Origin of the sequence: Glycomyces mayteni (genome assembly GCF_042428885.1) — a bacterium.
Taxonomy (GTDB): Bacteria; Actinomycetota; Actinomycetes; order Mycobacteriales; family Micromonosporaceae; genus Glycomyces; species Glycomyces mayteni.
Map to the genome: position 1 here is coordinate 1,432,922 of NZ_JBHMBP010000001.1, position 16,336 is coordinate 1,449,257.

General features: G+C 72.0%; 14 protein-coding genes and 1 pseudogene. 13 read left to right on the forward strand and 2 right to left on the reverse strand.

Annotation, left to right across the window (positions count from 1 at the left end; genetic code table 11):
• Nucleotides 1-5: 5 nt before the first annotated feature.
• The 12 genes from ACFFXY_RS06535 (at nt 6) to ACFFXY_RS06590 (ending at nt 14,113) form a co-directional block, all read left to right on the forward strand.
• A complete protein-coding gene (locus tag ACFFXY_RS06535; RefSeq protein ID WP_382347271.1) occupies nt 6-2,519 on the forward strand; it encodes a CHAT domain-containing protein in 2,514 nt (837 codons plus the stop codon).
• A gap of 37 nt (nt 2,520-2,556) precedes the next feature.
• Nucleotides 2,557-3,795, forward strand: a complete 1,239-nt coding sequence (locus tag ACFFXY_RS06540; RefSeq protein ID WP_382347274.1) for an MFS transporter — start codon at nt 2,557-2,559, stop codon at nt 3,793-3,795.
• Between the two features lie 25 nt (nt 3,796-3,820).
• A complete protein-coding gene (locus ACFFXY_RS06545) occupies nt 3,821-4,246 on the forward strand; it encodes a protein-tyrosine phosphatase family protein (protein ID WP_382347277.1) in 426 nt (141 codons plus the stop codon).
• Between the two features lie 87 nt (nt 4,247-4,333).
• Complete coding sequence (locus ACFFXY_RS06550) at nt 4,334-5,053, forward strand: DUF4129 domain-containing protein (protein WP_382347279.1); 720 nt, start codon at nt 4,334-4,336, stop codon at nt 5,051-5,053.
• A complete protein-coding gene (locus tag ACFFXY_RS06555; protein WP_382347282.1) occupies nt 5,050-5,589 on the forward strand; it encodes a hypothetical protein in 540 nt (179 codons plus the stop codon). Before ACFFXY_RS06550 ends, ACFFXY_RS06555 begins: the two co-directional genes overlap by 4 nt.
• Complete coding sequence (locus tag ACFFXY_RS06560) at nt 5,590-6,588, forward strand: AAA family ATPase (protein WP_382347284.1); 999 nt, start codon at nt 5,590-5,592, stop codon at nt 6,586-6,588. It abuts the gene before it with no gap.
• Nucleotides 6,585-7,949, forward strand: coding sequence for a DUF58 domain-containing protein (locus ACFFXY_RS06565; RefSeq protein WP_382347287.1), 1,365 nt, complete (start codon nt 6,585-6,587; stop codon nt 7,947-7,949). The genes ACFFXY_RS06560 and ACFFXY_RS06565 overlap by 4 nt, the downstream gene beginning before the upstream one ends.
• 28 nt (nt 7,950-7,977) lie before the next feature.
• Complete coding sequence (locus ACFFXY_RS06570) at nt 7,978-8,595, forward strand: hypothetical protein (RefSeq protein WP_382347290.1); 618 nt, start codon at nt 7,978-7,980, stop codon at nt 8,593-8,595.
• Between the two features lie 20 nt (nt 8,596-8,615).
• Entirely contained in the window at nt 8,616-9,992 is a 1,377-nt protein-coding gene (locus ACFFXY_RS06575; protein ID WP_382347293.1) for an NAD(P)/FAD-dependent oxidoreductase, read from the forward strand.
• A 73-nt stretch (nt 9,993-10,065) separates the two neighbouring features.
• Nucleotides 10,066-10,755: an MtrAB system response regulator MtrA gene (mtrA, locus tag ACFFXY_RS06580; RefSeq protein WP_153026654.1), complete on the forward strand. Its 690-nt coding sequence runs from the start codon at nt 10,066-10,068 to the stop codon at nt 10,753-10,755.
• A 3-nt stretch (nt 10,756-10,758) separates the two neighbouring features.
• Nucleotides 10,759-12,402 carry an MtrAB system histidine kinase MtrB gene (gene mtrB, locus ACFFXY_RS06585; RefSeq protein ID WP_382347297.1) on the forward strand — a complete coding sequence of 548 codons (1,644 nt, stop codon included), beginning with the start codon at nt 10,759-10,761 and terminating at the stop codon, nt 12,400-12,402.
• Entirely contained in the window at nt 12,386-14,113 is a 1,728-nt protein-coding gene (locus ACFFXY_RS06590) for an LpqB family beta-propeller domain-containing protein (RefSeq protein WP_382347300.1), read from the forward strand. The genes mtrB and ACFFXY_RS06590 overlap by 17 nt, the downstream gene beginning before the upstream one ends.
• 69 nt (nt 14,114-14,182) lie before the next feature.
• Here the strand turns inward: ACFFXY_RS06590 and ACFFXY_RS06595 are convergent, their stop codons facing one another.
• Complete coding sequence (locus ACFFXY_RS06595; RefSeq protein WP_382347303.1) at nt 14,183-14,410, reverse strand: DUF3107 domain-containing protein; 228 nt, start codon at nt 14,408-14,410, stop codon at nt 14,183-14,185.
• Nucleotides 14,411-14,517: 107 nt separating this feature from the next.
• Nucleotides 14,518-15,174: a TetR/AcrR family transcriptional regulator gene (locus ACFFXY_RS06600; RefSeq protein ID WP_382347416.1), complete on the reverse strand. Its 657-nt coding sequence runs from the start codon at nt 15,172-15,174 to the stop codon at nt 14,518-14,520.
• Nucleotides 15,175-15,447: 273 nt separating this feature from the next.
• On the opposite strand from ACFFXY_RS06600, the pseudogene ACFFXY_RS06605 reads away from it, so the two are divergent.
• Nucleotides 15,448-16,336: pseudogene (locus ACFFXY_RS06605) on the forward strand (hypothetical protein); the annotation flags it as partial.

Sequence of the window (16,336 nt, forward strand, 5' to 3'; positions counted from 1 at the left end):
GAAGAATGCTTCAAAGCGCTTGGCGGCTGTTTACCCGAGGACAGCGCCTCAACCGACGCGGCCGCATTGCGGAATCCGCAGAGGTGCTTGACAAGGCGCTGTCGCTACTTGAATGGGACTCTGAGCGGCCTCCAGCCGCTGGAACCGCACGAGCGCGATTGATCGCGAAGACTCTCATGGTGATGTCAGCGAACATGGCAAACCTGGGCGAGTCCGCGGAGGGCCTGCGACTGCTCGACTTGGCTGAACCTTTCACTGACCCGGTGGACCGCGGAGTCCTGTTTCACCAGCGCGCCTTCAATCTCTGGCAGAACAGCAGACTCAACGATGCGGTGCACTGGTTCGCGGAGGCCGAACCCCACTTGGCCGCGAACGGCCCCGACTACATGTACGCCGCGCTGTTCCACAACCGCGCGATGGTCTGGCGCGACCTCGGCGAACTGCACAAAGCCATGGAGAGCATCCAGAAGGCCCTGCAAGTGCACGAGACGGTCGACATCCCGGTCAACCGGGCGAAGACGATCCTCCTTGAAGCCATGGTCTGGCTCGACCTCGGCGACGTCACCAAGGCTCTCCTGACCTTCGACGAAGTGCGGGTGCAGTTCCGCAGGTATGCCCCCGACCTCGAATCCTTCATCGAAGCCTCCTACGCCGAGGCGCTGTTCTCCGTGGGCATGTACGGCCAGGCGGCCGAGCGCTGGGCCGAAGCCACCGCGTCACAGCGACTCGCGGGCAACCGACGCAGCGCAGCGATCTACGAATTCTGGAGCGCAGTCGCAGCGTTGGAGGTCAACCGCTTCGAACTCGCAGAGCAGCGAGCCCGCCGAGCGATGGACTCCCTTTACGAGCAGGGCAACGAGCCTATGGCGTTCCTCGCTCGCCTTCTGATCCTTCAGGGCCGCTTCGATTCGGGTCAGATCGGACCCGACTTCGCCGAGAAGGTCGCCCGACTCTGTGATGCACTGGAACAGCGCGGTTGGACACTACGGCTCAAACAGGCCAAGATTCTTGCTGCCCGCGCGAAAATCAAGGTGAAGGACTTCGACGGCGTCGAAAAACTGCTCGACAGCGAGTCCGGCGGCCCCGGCCACGACGCGCTCGCCGAGGACCTCGCCCGCTACCTCGCGAAGGCCGAACTCGCCATAGCCCGCGAACAGGACCCCATGCCGGAGCTCCGCGCCGGGCTCGACCTGCTCGACGACTACCGGACCACCTTCGGCTCAGTCGAGTTTCAGGCCGGGGTGTCCGCGCTCGGCGTCCAGTTGTCGCAGAAAGGGCTGGGCTACACGACCAAGCACGGCACCCCGTCCGACATGCTCCGCTGGGCCGAGCGCAGCCGGGCGCAGGCGCTGCGCGTGCCGCCCGTGAAGTCCTCCGGGACCCCGGCCGCGCGAGAGGCGCTCGGGCGGCTCCGCCAAGCGCGGCAAGAACTCTGGGACCTCCAGGTCGAAGGCGAGGACGGGGCCGAGGCGCTGGTGCGCGTCGGAGAGCTCGAAGCGCAGATCCGCGACTACGACCGCGCCAAGCCGGGCCCCGGCGAGCAGGCGGAGCGGATCGCCCCCGAGGCGATTCACGAGCTGGCGCAGTCGCGGGAGACGGTGGTGGTCAGCCTGTTCGAAGCAGGCGGCAATGTCCGCGCCGTCCTCGTGGGCGGCGGCGACATCCGGCACGTCGAGCTGATGCCGCTCGACGAGGCGGCCGAACTCGGCAGCCGACTGGGCGCCGACCTCGACGCGCTGCGGAGGACCTTCCACCACCCCGAGCGGCTGCGGCAGAGCGTCGAAGGCTCCATGCGGCGCAACGCGGCCGCGATGTCCGAAGGACTCCTCGACCCGATCGCCGACTACGTGGGGGACCGGCAGGTGGTCCTTATCCCGCACAGCAAGCTCGCGTGGGTCCCCTGGCCGATGCTGCCGCTGCTGCGAGGGAGGCCGCTCACCGTGTCGCCCTCGGCCGAAGCCTGGTGGCGCGCAGTGCAGAAGCCCGCCGCGACCGGGCCCGCGCTGGCCGCCGCCGGGCCGGGGCTCGGGCGGGCCGGGGAGGAGATCGAGGCGATCGCGAAGCTCTACCAAGACCCGGTGCTCATCCACGCCGACGAGTCCGACCCCGAGGCCGTGCTCAAGGCGCTCGACGGCGCCGCCGTCGCGCACCTGGCCGCGCACGGGCACCACGAGCCGGACAACGTCCTGTTCTCCCGCCTGGACTTCGGACTCGGGCCGCTGAACGCGTACGAGCTGCTCGGGCTCGACCAGCCGCCGCAGCACGTGGTGCTGTCCGCGTGCGACCTCGGCCGGTCCACCGTGGAGGTCGGGAACGAGACGCTCGGGTTCACCGCGGCGCTCCTGCACGCCGGGACCTCCACCGTCGTCTCCAGCCTCGCGAAGGTCCCCGACGCGATGGCCGCGGAGATGATGGTCGACTACCACCGCCGCTGCGCCGCCGGTGCGAGCCCCGCGGAGGCCCTTGCGGCCGTGGGGGAGCGGCGTCCGTGGCACCCGTTTGTCGCGTTCGGGGCGTAGGCTGCCCGAATACCCCCGGAAAGGCTTCCCCGAACCGATGTTCCGCAACCCCGACCACCGCCTCCTGCTCATCTCCGTGGCCGCGAGCCAAGTCGGCCTCCAGATCGCGTACTTCTCGGTCTCGATCATCGCCGTGGTCGTGCTCGACCTCAGCGAGGCCCAGATCGGGGTCCTCAACGCCATGGACCAGATCGCCCTGGTCATGTTCGGGCTGCTCGTCGGCGCGTGGGTGGACCGGATGCGGCGCAAGCCGATCATCGTCGTCAGCGAGGTGCTGCGGGCGGCCGTGATGCTCACCGTCCCGGTCGCGTGGGCGTTCGACGCGCTCGCGATGTGGCAGCTGTACGCCGTCATGTTCGGGCTCGGCCTCGTCTCGGTGTTCTTCGACGTGGCGCAGGGCAGCTACGTGCCGATGCTCATCGATAACGACCGCCTCGCCGGCGCGAACTCGCGCATCCAGGGGCTCCGCTCCGCGTCCGACACGGGCGGGCCGCTCGTCGCCGGGCCGCTCGTGACGCTGCTGACCGCGCCCGTGGCGGTCGCCGTCGCGGTCGCGGGCTTCGCGGTGTCGGCGATCAGTATGTGGCGCATCAAGTTCACCGAGGCCGAACCGGTCCGGCGCGAGAAGCCGCACCTGCGCGCCGAGATCGCGCAGGGGATCAGGTTCATCCTCAAGGACCCGATCATCCGCACCGTGGCGTTCTCCAGCGCCTGGTGCAACCTCTCGGTGGGCGCGTTCCAGGCGATGCTCGTGGTGTTCCTCATCCGCGACACCGGCCAGACCAGCGCGGTCGTCGGCCTGGTGCTCGCCGGGTCCGGGGTCGGCGGGGTGCTCGGGGCGATGCTCGTCGGGAAGATCTCCGTGCGGTTCGGCATGGGGCGCACCGCGCTCGTCGCGCTCGCGCTGTCCGGCCCCGGCATGGCGGTCGTGGCGCTCTCGGGGCCCGGGTGGGGAGCGGCGGCCGCGTTCCTGGGGCAGGCGCTGTTCGTGGGGTCGATCGTGGTGTTCAACGTGAACGTCGTGAGCTACCGGCAGGCGGTCACGCCCGACCCGATCCAGGGCCGCGTGAACGCCACGCAGCGGGTGGTCACGTGGGGCTCGATGGCGCTCGGGTCGATCCTCGGCGGGTTCGCGGGCGAGGGGATCGGCGCGAAGTCCGTGCTCCTCATCGCCGCCGGGATGCTCTTCGCCGGGTGCCTGGTGCTCCTGAAGACCCCGATCCGGACCCTCAAGGAGCTCCCCGAGGAGGGCTCGGGACTCAGGGAGGTCCACTAGCGCTGCGCCGCAGTAGCATCGGGCGATGACTTGGGACCCTGACGCCCCCGGCGTGCTGCGCCTCCCGTCCGGGCGGCTCGTGCGCGGCCGCGGCCTGGCCCGGCCCCTCCCCGCGGGGCCGGAGCCGCAGTTCGCGCTGTACCTGCTCGGCAAGGAGCCCCCGGCCGTCGCCTGGGACGCGACGTGGGTCCGGTGGCCCGACTTCCGGCTCCCCGCTGACAAGGCCGCGTTCGGCGCGGCCCTGCGCGAGGCGTGGGAGCGGGCCGGGACCGAGCGCGTCGAGCTCGCCTGCCACGGCGGGAACGGCCGCACCGGGACCGCGCTCGCGTGCATGGCGGTCCTCGACGGCGTCCCCGCCGCGGAGGCCGTCGCGTTCGTGCGCGCCGGATACTCCCCGAAAGCGGTCGAGACCCCCTGGCAGCGCCGCTTCGCGTCGCGTTTCGAGTCCTGAGACGGGTAGGCGTTTGCAGCGGCGTTGGCATAAGGTGGGGACGCGCATCACCCCCACCGCCGCACCGCACACCCCAAGAGGCCGCACATGACCCCACCCGGACCGCCCGAGCGCCCGACGCTGCGCCGGTGGCTGCCGGTCGTCGCGGTCGCGGCGGCGCTGCTGATCGTCGGGATCGCCGCGCAGGGCACCGGGCTCCAGTGGGACGAGGCGCGGATGCCGTACTCGGAAGGCGAGGGCGTCGAGTCCGCGCCGCCGATGCCGACCGTGGAGGAGCCGTCGATGCCGACCGGCGAGCCCGGCGAGGCGAGCGGCTCGTTCCCGTCGTGGATCAGCTGGCTCATCCTCGGGGTCCTCGCGGGGATTCCGGTGCTGCTGATCCTGGTGCTCCTCGCCAGGCGCCTCATCCGGTGGCTGGTCGAGGCGCCCGAGTCCACCGGCGTGCCCGAACCCGAACCCGAGCACCTGGTCCGCGACTTCACGCTCGTGGAGGACGCGATCGCCTCGGCGCTCCAGGAGATGGACCTCGGCACGGACGCCAGGTCGGCGATCATGGCCTGCTGGATCCACTTCGAGCGCGCCGCCGAGGGCGTCGGCATCGAGCGCGAGTCCTCCGACACGCCCGCGGACCTGGTCCGCAAGCTCCTGTCCCGCCACGACCTCGACGGCGCGGCCCTGAACCGGCTCACCGAGGCGTACCTGCGGGCCCGCTACTCGCCGCACGACGTCGGCGAGGCCGACCGGGACGCCGCCCGCGACGCCCTCGTCGCGCTCCGGGCCCAGCTCGGCGTCAGGGAGGCGCAGTGAGCAGCCAAGCGCCGCAAGGCACCTCGGTGAGGGAGCTCCTGTCGCCGTTCGGGCGCGTGCGGCTGTGGCCCGCGGTCGGGGCCGTCGCGCTCGCCGTGTTCGCGTGGGCCTTCGCGTACCTCGGCGGCGTCGACTTCGCGATCTGGCAGCTCGTGCTGCTCGCGCTCGCCGCGCTCCTGACATACTCGGTGGTCACGGGGATGCGCGCCGACACCGAGCCCGCGCCCGAGCTGCGCGCCCACACCGTCAACGAGCCGTCCTGGCGCCCCTTCGCGGACGTCAACCGCTGGGAGGACCGGTTCATCTTCGCCGAGGCCAAGCCCGGCCGGTTCGCCACCACGAACGCGAAGCAGCAGCTCACCGAGCTCGCTGCCGAGCGCCTGCGGCTGCGCCGCGGCCTCTCGCTCGCCGCGCAGCCCGATGAGTGCCGGGCCGCCCTCGGCGAGGCCGCGTACCTGTTCCTGACCGGCCCGGTGCCGGACTGCCCCACGCCGCAGCAGCTCGGCGCCTATCTGAAAGCCATCGAGGAGATCTGAATGAACGAGACCCCGCGCATCAGCCTCGACCAGGTCGCGCACCACGCCGAAGCGGTCCTGAAGTCGGTCCGCTCGGTCATCGTCGGCAAGGACGAGCCGCTGCGCCTGGTCCTCGCCGGCATCCTCGCGGGCGGCCACATCCTCCTCGAAGACCTCCCGGGCCTGGGCAAGACCCTCACCGCCCGCTGCTTCGCGCAGAGTCTCGGCCTCGACTTCCGGCGCCTCCAGTTCACGCCCGACCTGCTGCCCGCCGACGTCACCGGCTCCCTGCTCTACAACCAGAAGACCGGCGAGTTCGTCTACCGCAAGGGCCCGGTCCACACCAACCTGCTCCTCGCCGACGAGATCAACCGGACGCCCCCGAAGACGCAGTCCGCGCTCCTCGAAGCGATGCAGGAGCGCCAGGTCTCCGTCGAGGGCGAGACCCACCTCCTGCCCGAGCCGTTCACCGTCCTCGCGACCTCCAACCCCGTCGAGTTCGAGGGCACCTACCAGCTCCCCGAGGCCCAGCTCGACCGGTTCCTCCTGCGCGTCTCCTTCGGCTACCCGACGCCGGACGAGGAGTGGGAGGTCCTCCAGCGGCGCATCGGCCGCCGCACCGAGAACGTCGCGCTCGACCCCGTCATCGACGCGCCCACGCTCGTCGCCATGCAGCGCGCCCTCGAAGACGTCACCGTCGAGGACTCCGTGGGCCGCTACATCGTCGCCGTCACCACCGCCACCCGCGCCCACGCGCAGGTCCAGGTCGGGGCCTCCCCGCGCGGCTCGCTCGCGCTGCTGCTGGCCTCCCGCGCGCTCGCCGTGCTCGCCGGGCGCGACTTCGTGACCCCCGACGACGTCAAGGGCGTCGCCGGGGCCGCGCTCGCGCACCGGATCACGCTCAAGCCCGAGCTGTGGATGCGCCGCATCGACCCCGCCGCGGTCGTCGCCGACATCTGCCGCGGCGTCCCGGCCCCGCAGACCGCCCAGGCCCCGGCGTACACCGCGCAGCCGCGATGACGATGGACCCGGTCCTGAGCCTGCGCACCGACAACCCCCGCGAGGTGCGCGCGGCCCAGGTCGAACCGCCCGTGACGTGGCGGCGGACCAAGGCCCTGTCGCGGGCCGTCGCCGTCGCCGCGGTGTGCCTGCTCGCGGCCGTCGCCTTCGGCCGTGTCGACCTCGTGCTCATCGCCGCGCCCTTCGCGATCGGCACCGCCGTGCTCCTCCAGCGCCGCCCCCACCGCCCGCCCGAGGTCCGCATGGCGCCCCTCGAAGGCGCCGGCACGGACCTCTCGTGCGCCGAGGGCGCCGTCGCCGCCGCGCGCGTCGTCGTCGCCAACCCCGAGCCGGTCCCCGTGACCACCGTCGTCACCGCCGTCGCCGACCCGTGGATCGAGCTCCACACCGGCAAGGGCGACTTCGCGTCCGCGCTGGCCCCGCAGTCCGGTCGCGATCTCGTCGTCGCCGGGACGGCCCGCCGCTGGGGCGAGCACCGCCTCGGCCCCGTCCACGTCCGGTCCGTCGCCTGCGGTGGCCTCCTGGAGACCACCGTGCAGCGCCTCCCGGGCCTGACCGCGTGGGTCCTGCCCGTCCCCGACTGGTTCGACTCGGCCGAGTCCCTGCCGTTCGCCGACGGCGTCACCGGCGTCCACCGGTCCCGCCGCGGCGGCGACTCCGGGGAGCTCGCCGAGGTCCGCCTCTACCAGCCCGGCGACCGGCTCCGGCGCATCGACTGGCGCACGTCCATGCGCACCAGGGATCTGTACGTCAACGCGACGCTCTCCGAACGCGACACCGACGTCACCCTCGTCCTCGACCTCCAGGTGGAGGCGGGCGTGTCCGGCGGCCTCGACGGGGCCGCGTCGATCGCCGACCTCACCGTGCGCGCCGCCGGGGCCGTGGCCTCCCACTACGCGCTCCAAGGGGACCGCACCGCGTGCGTCGAGTTCGGCGCGCGCGGGCGCCGCATGCGGGCCGGGGCCGGGCGCCGCCACGCCGCCGCCACCCTGCGCTGGCTCGCGGCCGTGGACATCCCGCAGGACCCCGTCCCGCCCTCGCCGGAGATGCTGCGCCGCCAGCTCGCCGGGCAGCGCAGCCTCAACGTCGTGTTCACGCCGCTGCTCACCGACCGGTCGATCGCGCTCATCGCGTCCCTCGCCCGCGCCGGGCGGCCCGTCCTGTGCGTGGACACCCTCCCGCCGCACGTCTCCCCGCCGCGGCGGACACATTGGACGCCGTACGCGGAGCGGCTGTGGCGCCTCTCGCGCGACAACACCCTGATGGAGCTGCGCGACCTCGGCGTCGCCGTCGAACCCTGGCAGGGCGCGGCGTCCCTCGACACCGTCCTCGCCCAGCTGACCCGGAGGCGGTACCGATGAGCCCCTTGACGACGCTTGCGAGTCGAACATGAGCGACGTGCAGCGCGGCCTCCTCCAGGCCCTCCGCGACGGCGTCCGCGAGCGCGCCAAGGCCGGGCGCGCCGGGGGCCTCTCGTGGGCCCGCCGCGTCGCCCCCGCCCCGGTCCTGCTGCGCCTGCTGACGGCCCTGACGCTGTTCACCGCCAGTGAGCTGGCCGTGCCGCCCGAATGGGCAGGCGCCGGGTTCTACGTGGGCGTCGCGGCCCTGCTCGCGCTCATCGCGGCCCTCGCCCCCGCCAGCGCCGCGCCCCTGGTCGCCATCGGGTTCACCATCGCCGCGTGGCTCGTCTCCGACGCCCTCGACGGCGACGGCTCTCCCACATTGTGGACGGCCGCCGGGCTCGCCTGCCTGCTGTACACCGGCCACTCCGCCGCGGCCGTGGCGCAGCGTTTCCGAACGACTACCGCAATGGACGGTGAGATCATCCTCACCTGGGCCAGGCACCTCGGACTCGTCCTGGCGTCGACTGTGGCCATCGCCCTCACCCTGGCGCTGTTCACCGCGTATTTCACCGGTCTCACCGCAGGTCTGGCGGTCGGCGCGGGCATCGTGGCCGCTGTCACCGTGATCTACGTCCTCGCGCGTTCACTACACAAGGCGACCTGAGCCGGGCCAGAATTGAACACGTGAAACGTATAGTCGTGATTGGTGCCGGTCACGTCGGTTTTTACGTTGCCGAACGCTTGAGCAAGCTGCTGAAGGGCGACATCAAGCGCGGTCAAGTAGAACTGATGGTCATCGACCCCAACCAGCACATGACCTACCAGCCGTTCCTGCCCGAGGCGGCCGCTGGTTCCATCTCCCCGCGACACGGCGTTGTGCCGCTCCGACAGGCCCTCAAGCACTGCACCATCCTCACCGGTGCGGTCACCGAGATCAAGCACGCCGAGCGCAAGCTCATGGTGCAGCCTTACGTCGGCCCCGCCCGCGAGGTCGAGTACGACGAGGTCATCGTCGCCCCCGGCTCCGTCTCCCGCCCGCTCCCCATCCCCGGCCTGGCGGACACCGCCATCGGCATCAAGTCGATGGGCGAGGCGATCTGGCTGCGCAACCACGTGCTCCAGCGCTTCGACATCGCCGCCACCACCGAGGACCCCGACGTGCGCCGCAAGGCCCTCACGTTCCTCACCGTCGGCGGCGGCTTCGCCGGCGCCGAGACCCTCGGCGAGCTCGAAGACCTCACCGCGAACATCGTGAAGAACTACCCGATGCTCGACGCCTCCGAGATCAAGTGGTACCTCGTCGAGTACGCGAACAAGATCCTCCCCGAGGTCGGCCCCGAGATGGGCGCCTACGCGGCCCGCGAGCTCACCAAGCGCGGCGTCGACATCCGCCTGGGCACGACCCTGAAGTCCTGCGAGGGCGGCCACGTCGTCCTCACCGACGGCGAGGAGTTCGACTCCGACACCATCATCTGGACCGCCGGCGTCATGCCCCACCCGCTGCTCAAGCAGACGGACCTGCCGATCGGCCCGCGCGGCCACCTGGAGTGCAACACGCGCCTCCAGGTCGCCACCGGCGTCGAGGCCGGGAAGCACACTGTCGGCGAGGTCGTCGAAGGCGCCTGGGGCGCGGGCGACTCCACCCAGGTCCCCGACACCTCGGACTTCCCGATGGACTGGTGCACCCCGTCCGCGCAGCACGCCGTCCGCCAGGCGCGCACGCTCGCCGACAACGTCTACCGCAGCCACGTCGGCCGCGAGCTGACGCAGTACGAGCACAAGTACATCGGCTCCGTCGCTGGCCTCGGCCTGTACAAGGGCGTGGCGAACACCTACGGCTTCAAGGCCAAGGGCCTCCTCGCCTGGCTCATGCACCGCGGCTACCACCTGTCGCGCGTGCCCGGGACCGGCCGCAAGGGCCGCGTCCTCGCGGACTGGATCGTCGGCTTCTTCACCAAGCGCGAGATGGTCCAGCTCGGCGAGATCCAGGCCGGACGCGAACCGTTCGAGGCCATCGCCGCAGGCACCGACCCCGCACGGGCCGCCAAGTCCGTCGGATAGTCGTTACAGTTGGAGCACCACGGGGACACACCCGTGGTGCTTCGGCCTTTTGCGAGGTGGAAAACTGGTGTCCATGAGAGCACGTGTACTCGTCGTCGACGACGACCCGGCGCTGGCGGAGATGCTCGGCATCATCCTCCGGACCGAAGGCTTCACCCCCACGTTCGTCGTCGACGGCGAGAAGGCGCTCGCCGCGTTCAAGGAGCACCGCCCCGACATCGTCCTCCTCGACCTCATGCTCCCGGGCATGAGCGGGATAGACGTCGCGAAGGCGATCCGCGGCGAGTCCGGCGTGCCGATCGTCATGCTCACCGCCAAGTCCGACACCGTCGACGTGGTCCTCGGCCTCGAATCGGGCGCCGACGACTACATAGTGAAGCCCTTCAAGCCCAAGGAGCTGGTGGCCCGCATCCGCGCCCGCCTGCGCCGCGGCGACGACGTCACGCCCGAGCGCCTGGAGATCGGCAAGCCCGGCCTCCAGGTCCAGATCGACGTGCCCGCCCACCAGGTCACCCTCAACGGCGCCGAGGTCAAGCTGACCCCGCTGGAGTTCGACCTGCTCGTGGCCCTCGCCCGCAAGCCCCGCCAGGTCTTCACCCGGCAGGTCCTGCTCGAACAGGTGTGGGGCTACCGCCACTCCGCCGACACGCGCCTGGTGAACGTCCACGTGCAGCGCCTGCGCGCCAAGATCGAGCCCGACCCCGAGCGCCCCCAGCTCATCCAGACCGTGCGCGGCGTCGGGTACAAAGCCGGACTCGGGTAGACAATGACCGCGGGGGAGGACCGGGCGCGCGAGCGCCCGGTGTGGCTGCGACGGGCATGGGGGAGCGCCGCCCGCTGGGCGGACCGGGCCTCGCGGCCCCTGATCGACCGCTTCCGCGCCTCGCTCCAGCTGCGGGTCGTCTCCTCGACGCTCATCGCCTCCACCGTCCTCGTCCTCATCTTCTCGTTCGTCGTGGCCGGGTCGGTCACCTCCGGGCTCCTCACCGAGCGCCAGGAGACCGCCGTCGAGGAGACCCTCAACGCCGTCGAGCGCGCCGCCGAGCAGCTCGGCGCCTACACCTCCTCCTCCGACTCCGCCCTCGCCACGACCATGCAGCGGATCGTCAACGAGCTCGCCGAGGACCCGGTGTACGCCCCGGTCATCGTCCTGCGCACCGACGACGGCACGGTCACCCGCTCGCACCCGGCGTCCTCGGAGGCCGAGCCGTCCGAGAAGCTCCAGGCCGACGTCGCCGACCGCAAGACCGCCGTCCAGTACGAGAACTTCGCGCTGGACGAGGAGGGCACCATGCCCTACCTGGTCGTCGGCTCCTACATCGACCTGACCCTGGACTTCGAGCTGTACGCGTTCTACCCGCTCGAATCCCAGCAGGACGCCATCAGCCTCCTGCGCACCAACCTCGCGCTCGCCGGGGTCGCGCTGGTCCTGCTCCTCGGCGTCATCGCCGCGCTCGTCACCCGCCTGGTCGTCACGCCGGTGCGCGAGGCCGCCCGCACCTCCCAGCGCCTCGCGGCCGGGCTCCTCCACGAGCGCATGGAGGTCCGCGGCTCCGACGACCTCGCCCGGCTCGCGGGCTCGTTCAACCTCATGGCCGAGAACCTCCAGAGCCAGATCAGGCGCCTGGAGGAGATGTCGATGATGCAGCGGCGCTTCACCTCCGACGTCTCGCACGAGCTGCGCACGCCCCTGGCGACGATCCGCATGGCCGCCGACCTGCTCTACGACAACCGCGACGACTTCGACCCGGTCACCAAGCGCTCCACCGAGCTCCTCCAGCACGAGATCGACCGCTTCGAGGAGCTGCTCCAGGAGCTGCTGGAGATCTCCCGCTTCGACTCCGGCTTCGCGTCCCTGGAAGTGGACGCCGTGGACGTGGGCCGCATCGCCGACGACGTCGCCGAGGGCCTCTCGCACCTCGCCGAGGACTGCGGCGTGCAGGTCACCGTCGAGAAGCCCAAGCGCCGCGTCATCGCCGAAGTCGACCCGCGCCGCGTCCAGCGCATCCTGCGCAACCTCCTGTCGAACGCGATCGAGCACGCCGAGGGCCGCCCGGTGCGCGTCACCGTCGCCGAGTCCGACACCGCCGTCGCCGTCGCCGTCCGCGACCGCGGCGTGGGCCTCAAACCCGGCCACGCCGACCGGGTCTTCGACCGGTTCTGGCGCGCCGACCCGTCCCGCAACCGCCGCACCGGCGGCACCGGCCTGGGCCTGGCGATCAGCCTGGAGGACGCGAAGCTGCACTCCGGGACCCTCCAGGCGACCGGCGAGCCCGGCAAGGGCACGCTGTTCGTGCTGACGCTGCCGCTCCAGGCCGGGAACCGGGTCATCACCTCGCCGATCCCCCTGCGGCTCGACGGCCCGCGCCCCGGCGCGGGGAAGGAGGCCACCCGTGCGACGCAGGACTAGCCTCGCCGCCGCGCTCGCCCTCGGGACCGCATGGGCCGCATCGGCCTGCGGCATCCCCACCGGCCGCGACCCGGAGGTCGTCGACGACGCTCCCACCAACTTCGGGGAGTCCTCCGGGACGGCCGCCGAGACGTTCGAGCCCACCGCCGAAGCGGACGTGACCGTCCAGAACTTCCTCAAGGCCGCCGCCGGGGACCCCGCGAGCCGCGACGACCGCCTCAACAAGTTCACCGCCACGAGCTCCGAGCAGTTCTCCGACGCGGCCTCCGGCATCCGCCTCCTCGACGACATCGAGGTGACCGTCGGCGGCGGCAACCCCATCGAGTCCGCGAACGTCACCGTCACCGCCTCCGTCATCGGCGTCTACCTCGAAGACGGCTCGGTGCGCATGAGCTCCTCCCCGAGCGCCTACGAGGAGACGTTCATGCTCGGGCGCGACGGCGGCCTCCAGGACGTCTGGTCCATCGAGAGCCTGCCCTCGCAGGTGTCCCTGGACTACCGGCAGTTCCTCGACTCCTACCGCGCCTCGCCGCTGTACTTCCAGGCCGACGCGCCGCAGCTCCTCGTCCCCGACCTGCGCTGGATCTACGCCGACCTCGACGCCGAGACCGACCGCCGCCTCCTGCTCGACTGGCTCCTGCGCGGCCCCTCCGAGTTCGCCAGCCAGTCCGCGCGCAGCGCCATCCCCACCTCGACCACCGCGAAGACCTCGCCGCGCGACGGCGTCGTGGAAGTGGACCTGACGCTCGGCGAGCCCGTCGACGACCGGACCGTCCAGGACGCGATCACCGCGCAGGTCGCCTGGACCCTCGGCCTCTCGGACGGGTTCGTGCTCACCGCCGACGGCGACACCATCGGCGAGGGCACCCTCGCGGACTGGCGCGAGTGGAACGCGATCCCCGTGGACCTCCCGCAGACCGCGTACTTCCTGTTCGAGGAGACGGTCTGGCAGTACACGGCCGAAGAGGTCACCACCGAGGCCCCCGACCACTCGTGGGTCGGCTTCCAGGCCGACGGCCTCCGGCAGGTCGCCGTCGGCCCCGCCGACCAGATCGCCGCGATCGTCGCCGGGACCGCCGGAGACGTGCTCACCGTGGGCCCCACCGACTCCGCGATGGGCGCGGTCGGCGGCCTGGGGACCGCGCTGGCCGACCCGCAGTGGCACCCCGCGAGCGCGATCCTCGTGGTCTCCGACGGCGTGCCCACCGTCGTGAACCCGAACTCGCGGGCGGTGATCCAGCCGCTCACGGTCGGGGAGGCGGTCACGGCGATGGCGCTGGCGGCGGACGGGCGGCGCCTGGCGTACGTCGAGGGCGGCCACGCGTGGGTCGCGCCGCTGAACGTGGACGCCGACGGGAACCTCCAGGCGGGGGAGCCGCGGCGGATCGGCACGGACATCGAGGACGTCACCGACATCGCGTGGAGCTCCGAGAACTACCTGTGGGTGACCGGCAAGCGCGACGACGACACCCTGTTCCGGGTGGCGATCGACAACTCCCGCACCGACGTCCAGGCCGGCACGGCCGGGCTGGTGTTCTCCGAGGTCGCGGCCAATCCCGCGGACCCGGTGGAGTCGAACCTCAACCGCGGCGACCCGGTGCTGGTGGTCGCGAACGACACGCTGTACCGGGTCCACACGAGCGGTCCGGAGGGCGTGCGCAACGGCAGCCACGCCGTGGGCGGGACCGCGCCGTTCACGGTCCTCCAGTAGGACGGCGGGCAGCGCGAAGGCCCGGAGCCGAAGCCCCGGGCCCGAAGTCTGTCCGCTCGCCTGTCCGCGCTACTTGTCGACCGTGAACCCGACGGACCGCACGTTGGTGGCGGCGGTCTCGATGTAGGCGATCTTGTCGACCGGGACGATCACCTGGCGCCCCTTGTCGTCCTCCAGGCGCAGGACCCCGCCGTCCTTCACGGCCTGGTCGATCGTGTCGGACAGGTCCTTCGGCGACAGCTTGCTCTCCAACACCAGTTCGCGTGGGGCGTACTGGACACCGATCTTGACCTCCACGGGCCCTCCTCAATCGAAATACTCTGACCTTCGGTCCGAAGCAAGACTACTCGCGGCGACCTCCGGTCCACTGCACGGAGCGCTGCGCCGAGAGCGAACGGCGCGGCTCAGGCTTCGTCGTCGCGCGGGAAGTGGGAGATGCCGCGCCAGGCGAGGGTGCTCATGAGCTGCACCGCCTCGTCCTTGGGGATCGCGCGGCCGGAGGCGATCCACTTGCGGGCCGAGACCTCGGCGTTCCCGAGCAGGCCCGTGGCGAGCAGCTCGGCGCGGGCCTTGTCGACGTGCGTGTCGGCCATGATCGTCTCGGCCATCGCCTGGACGCACTCGGCCTCCATCTTCAGCACCCGCTCGGACACCTCGGGGTCGTTGCGCTGGTCCGATTCGAACACGAGCCGGAACGCCTCCCCCTGCGCGTCCACGAAGTCGAAGTACGCGCGCATGGCGCGGTTCACCCGCTCCTTGTTGTCCTCAGTGGACTGCAAGGCGTCGCGCACCTGGCCCACCAGCTCGGCCGCCCGGCCGTCCAGCAGCGCCAGATAGAGCTCCAGCTTCGACGTGAAGTGCTGGTACAGCACGGGTTTCGACACCCCTGCGTTCTCGGCGATGTCGTCCATGGAGGTGCTGTGGTAGCCCTTGGAGACGAAGACGTCCTGAGCGGCCCGCAAGAGCTGCGCGCGGCGTTCGCTCCTGGGCAGTCGGACCCGCCCCTCACCAGCGCTGTTCACGCCGCCACCTCTTCCCGGCTCATGTCGCCCATCCGTCAGCCGCGGTCGCTTGCGGCCCGGACCGAGTCTACGGAAACCTTGAATACAGTCTCCCAGCGTACGGGGGCGACAAACGCGGGTTCGAGTCACTGGGCGCGCCACGGTACCTTGAGGGCGGGAATATGAAGGAGTTGTCTAGTGGTGTATGACCAGAACCGACCGGATGAGCAGCGTCCGACCGGGGAGGAACGGGCAGCCCGCAGGCGGATCGGCAGGTCCTGGGGACCGCCGGCCGAGGAGGGCGCCGAGACCGCCGACGCGGCCCGTCAGGGGATGGGACAGGCGCCCGAGCAGTACCGGTTCGACCCGGACCGGGGACGGCGCCACCGCTACAGCGAGGACCCCACCGGACAGGTCCCGAACGTCCCGGTCGAGATGACCGAGACCGGGCCCATGGTCCCCGCGACGCGCCGCCCCGCACCCGGCGAGCAGTTCGAGCCGATCCCCGCCGCCCCCCAGACCCCCCAGGGCCTCCCGGCCGAGCAGGTCCCGGTGAACCCCTTCGCCCCGCCCGCCCCGAACCAGGAGTTCGCCGCGCCGCACCCGAGCCAGCAGTTCAGCGCGCCGCCGGCCCCGCGCGAGTTCGCGCCGCCGCCCGCCCAGGAGTACGCCCCGCCGCCCGCCGCCCCGCTGCCGGGCGCGAGCCAGGAGTACGCCCCGCCCGCCCCGCACCCCGAGCCGCCCGCGCAGCACACCCCGCCGCCGCCCGCGGCCCCCGCGCCGCCGCAGCAGAGCCAGCCCGCCCAGCAGTTCTACAGCGCCCCCGCGCAGCAGGACTTCGGCGTCCCCCAGCAGCACCCCGGCTACAGCGCCCCGCCGCTGCCCGGCGACTACGCGCCCAGCCCCGCGACGCCCGCCCCGGCCCCCGCCGCGCCCGGCCCCAACCAGGAGTTCGTCCACCCCCCGGCACCCGAACCCCAAGCGCCGCAGCAGCACTACAGCGCCCCCGCGCAGCCCCGGCACACCGGCCCCATCGAGGTCCCGCAGGCCCAGAGCGCCCCGCCCGCACCCCCGCAGACCGCACCCCCGCAGGCCGCGCCCGCGAGCCCGGTCCGCCCCGCGCCCGCCGAACCGGAGGCCGCCCAGGAGCACCCGGCCGTCGCCCCGCCCGCGACGCCCGCCCCGGCCCCCGCCGCCGAGGCCCCGCGGCCGCCGAGCGCCC

Excerpts from the sequence above, each read along its gene's own strand:
- ACFFXY_RS06540 (WP_382347274.1), top strand. The coding sequence starts at position 2,557 with ATGTTCCGCAACCCCGACCACCGCCTCCTGCTCATCTCCGTGGCCGCG.
- ACFFXY_RS06565 (WP_382347287.1), top strand. The coding sequence starts at position 6,585 with ATGACGATGGACCCGGTCCTGAGCCTGCGCACCGACAACCCCCGCGAG.
- ACFFXY_RS06545 (WP_382347277.1), top strand. The coding sequence starts at position 3,821 with ATGACTTGGGACCCTGACGCCCCCGGCGTGCTGCGCCTCCCGTCCGGG.
- ACFFXY_RS06535 (WP_382347271.1), top strand. The coding sequence starts at position 6 with ATGCTTCAAAGCGCTTGGCGGCTGTTTACCCGAGGACAGCGCCTCAAC.
- ACFFXY_RS06560 (WP_382347284.1), top strand. The coding sequence starts at position 5,590 with ATGAACGAGACCCCGCGCATCAGCCTCGACCAGGTCGCGCACCACGCC.
- ACFFXY_RS06570 (WP_382347290.1), top strand. The coding sequence starts at position 7,978 with ATGAGCGACGTGCAGCGCGGCCTCCTCCAGGCCCTCCGCGACGGCGTC.
- ACFFXY_RS06550 (WP_382347279.1), top strand. The coding sequence starts at position 4,334 with ATGACCCCACCCGGACCGCCCGAGCGCCCGACGCTGCGCCGGTGGCTG.
- mtrA (WP_153026654.1), top strand. The coding sequence starts at position 10,066 with ATGAGAGCACGTGTACTCGTCGTCGACGACGACCCGGCGCTGGCGGAG.
- mtrB (WP_382347297.1), top strand. The coding sequence starts at position 10,759 with ATGACCGCGGGGGAGGACCGGGCGCGCGAGCGCCCGGTGTGGCTGCGA.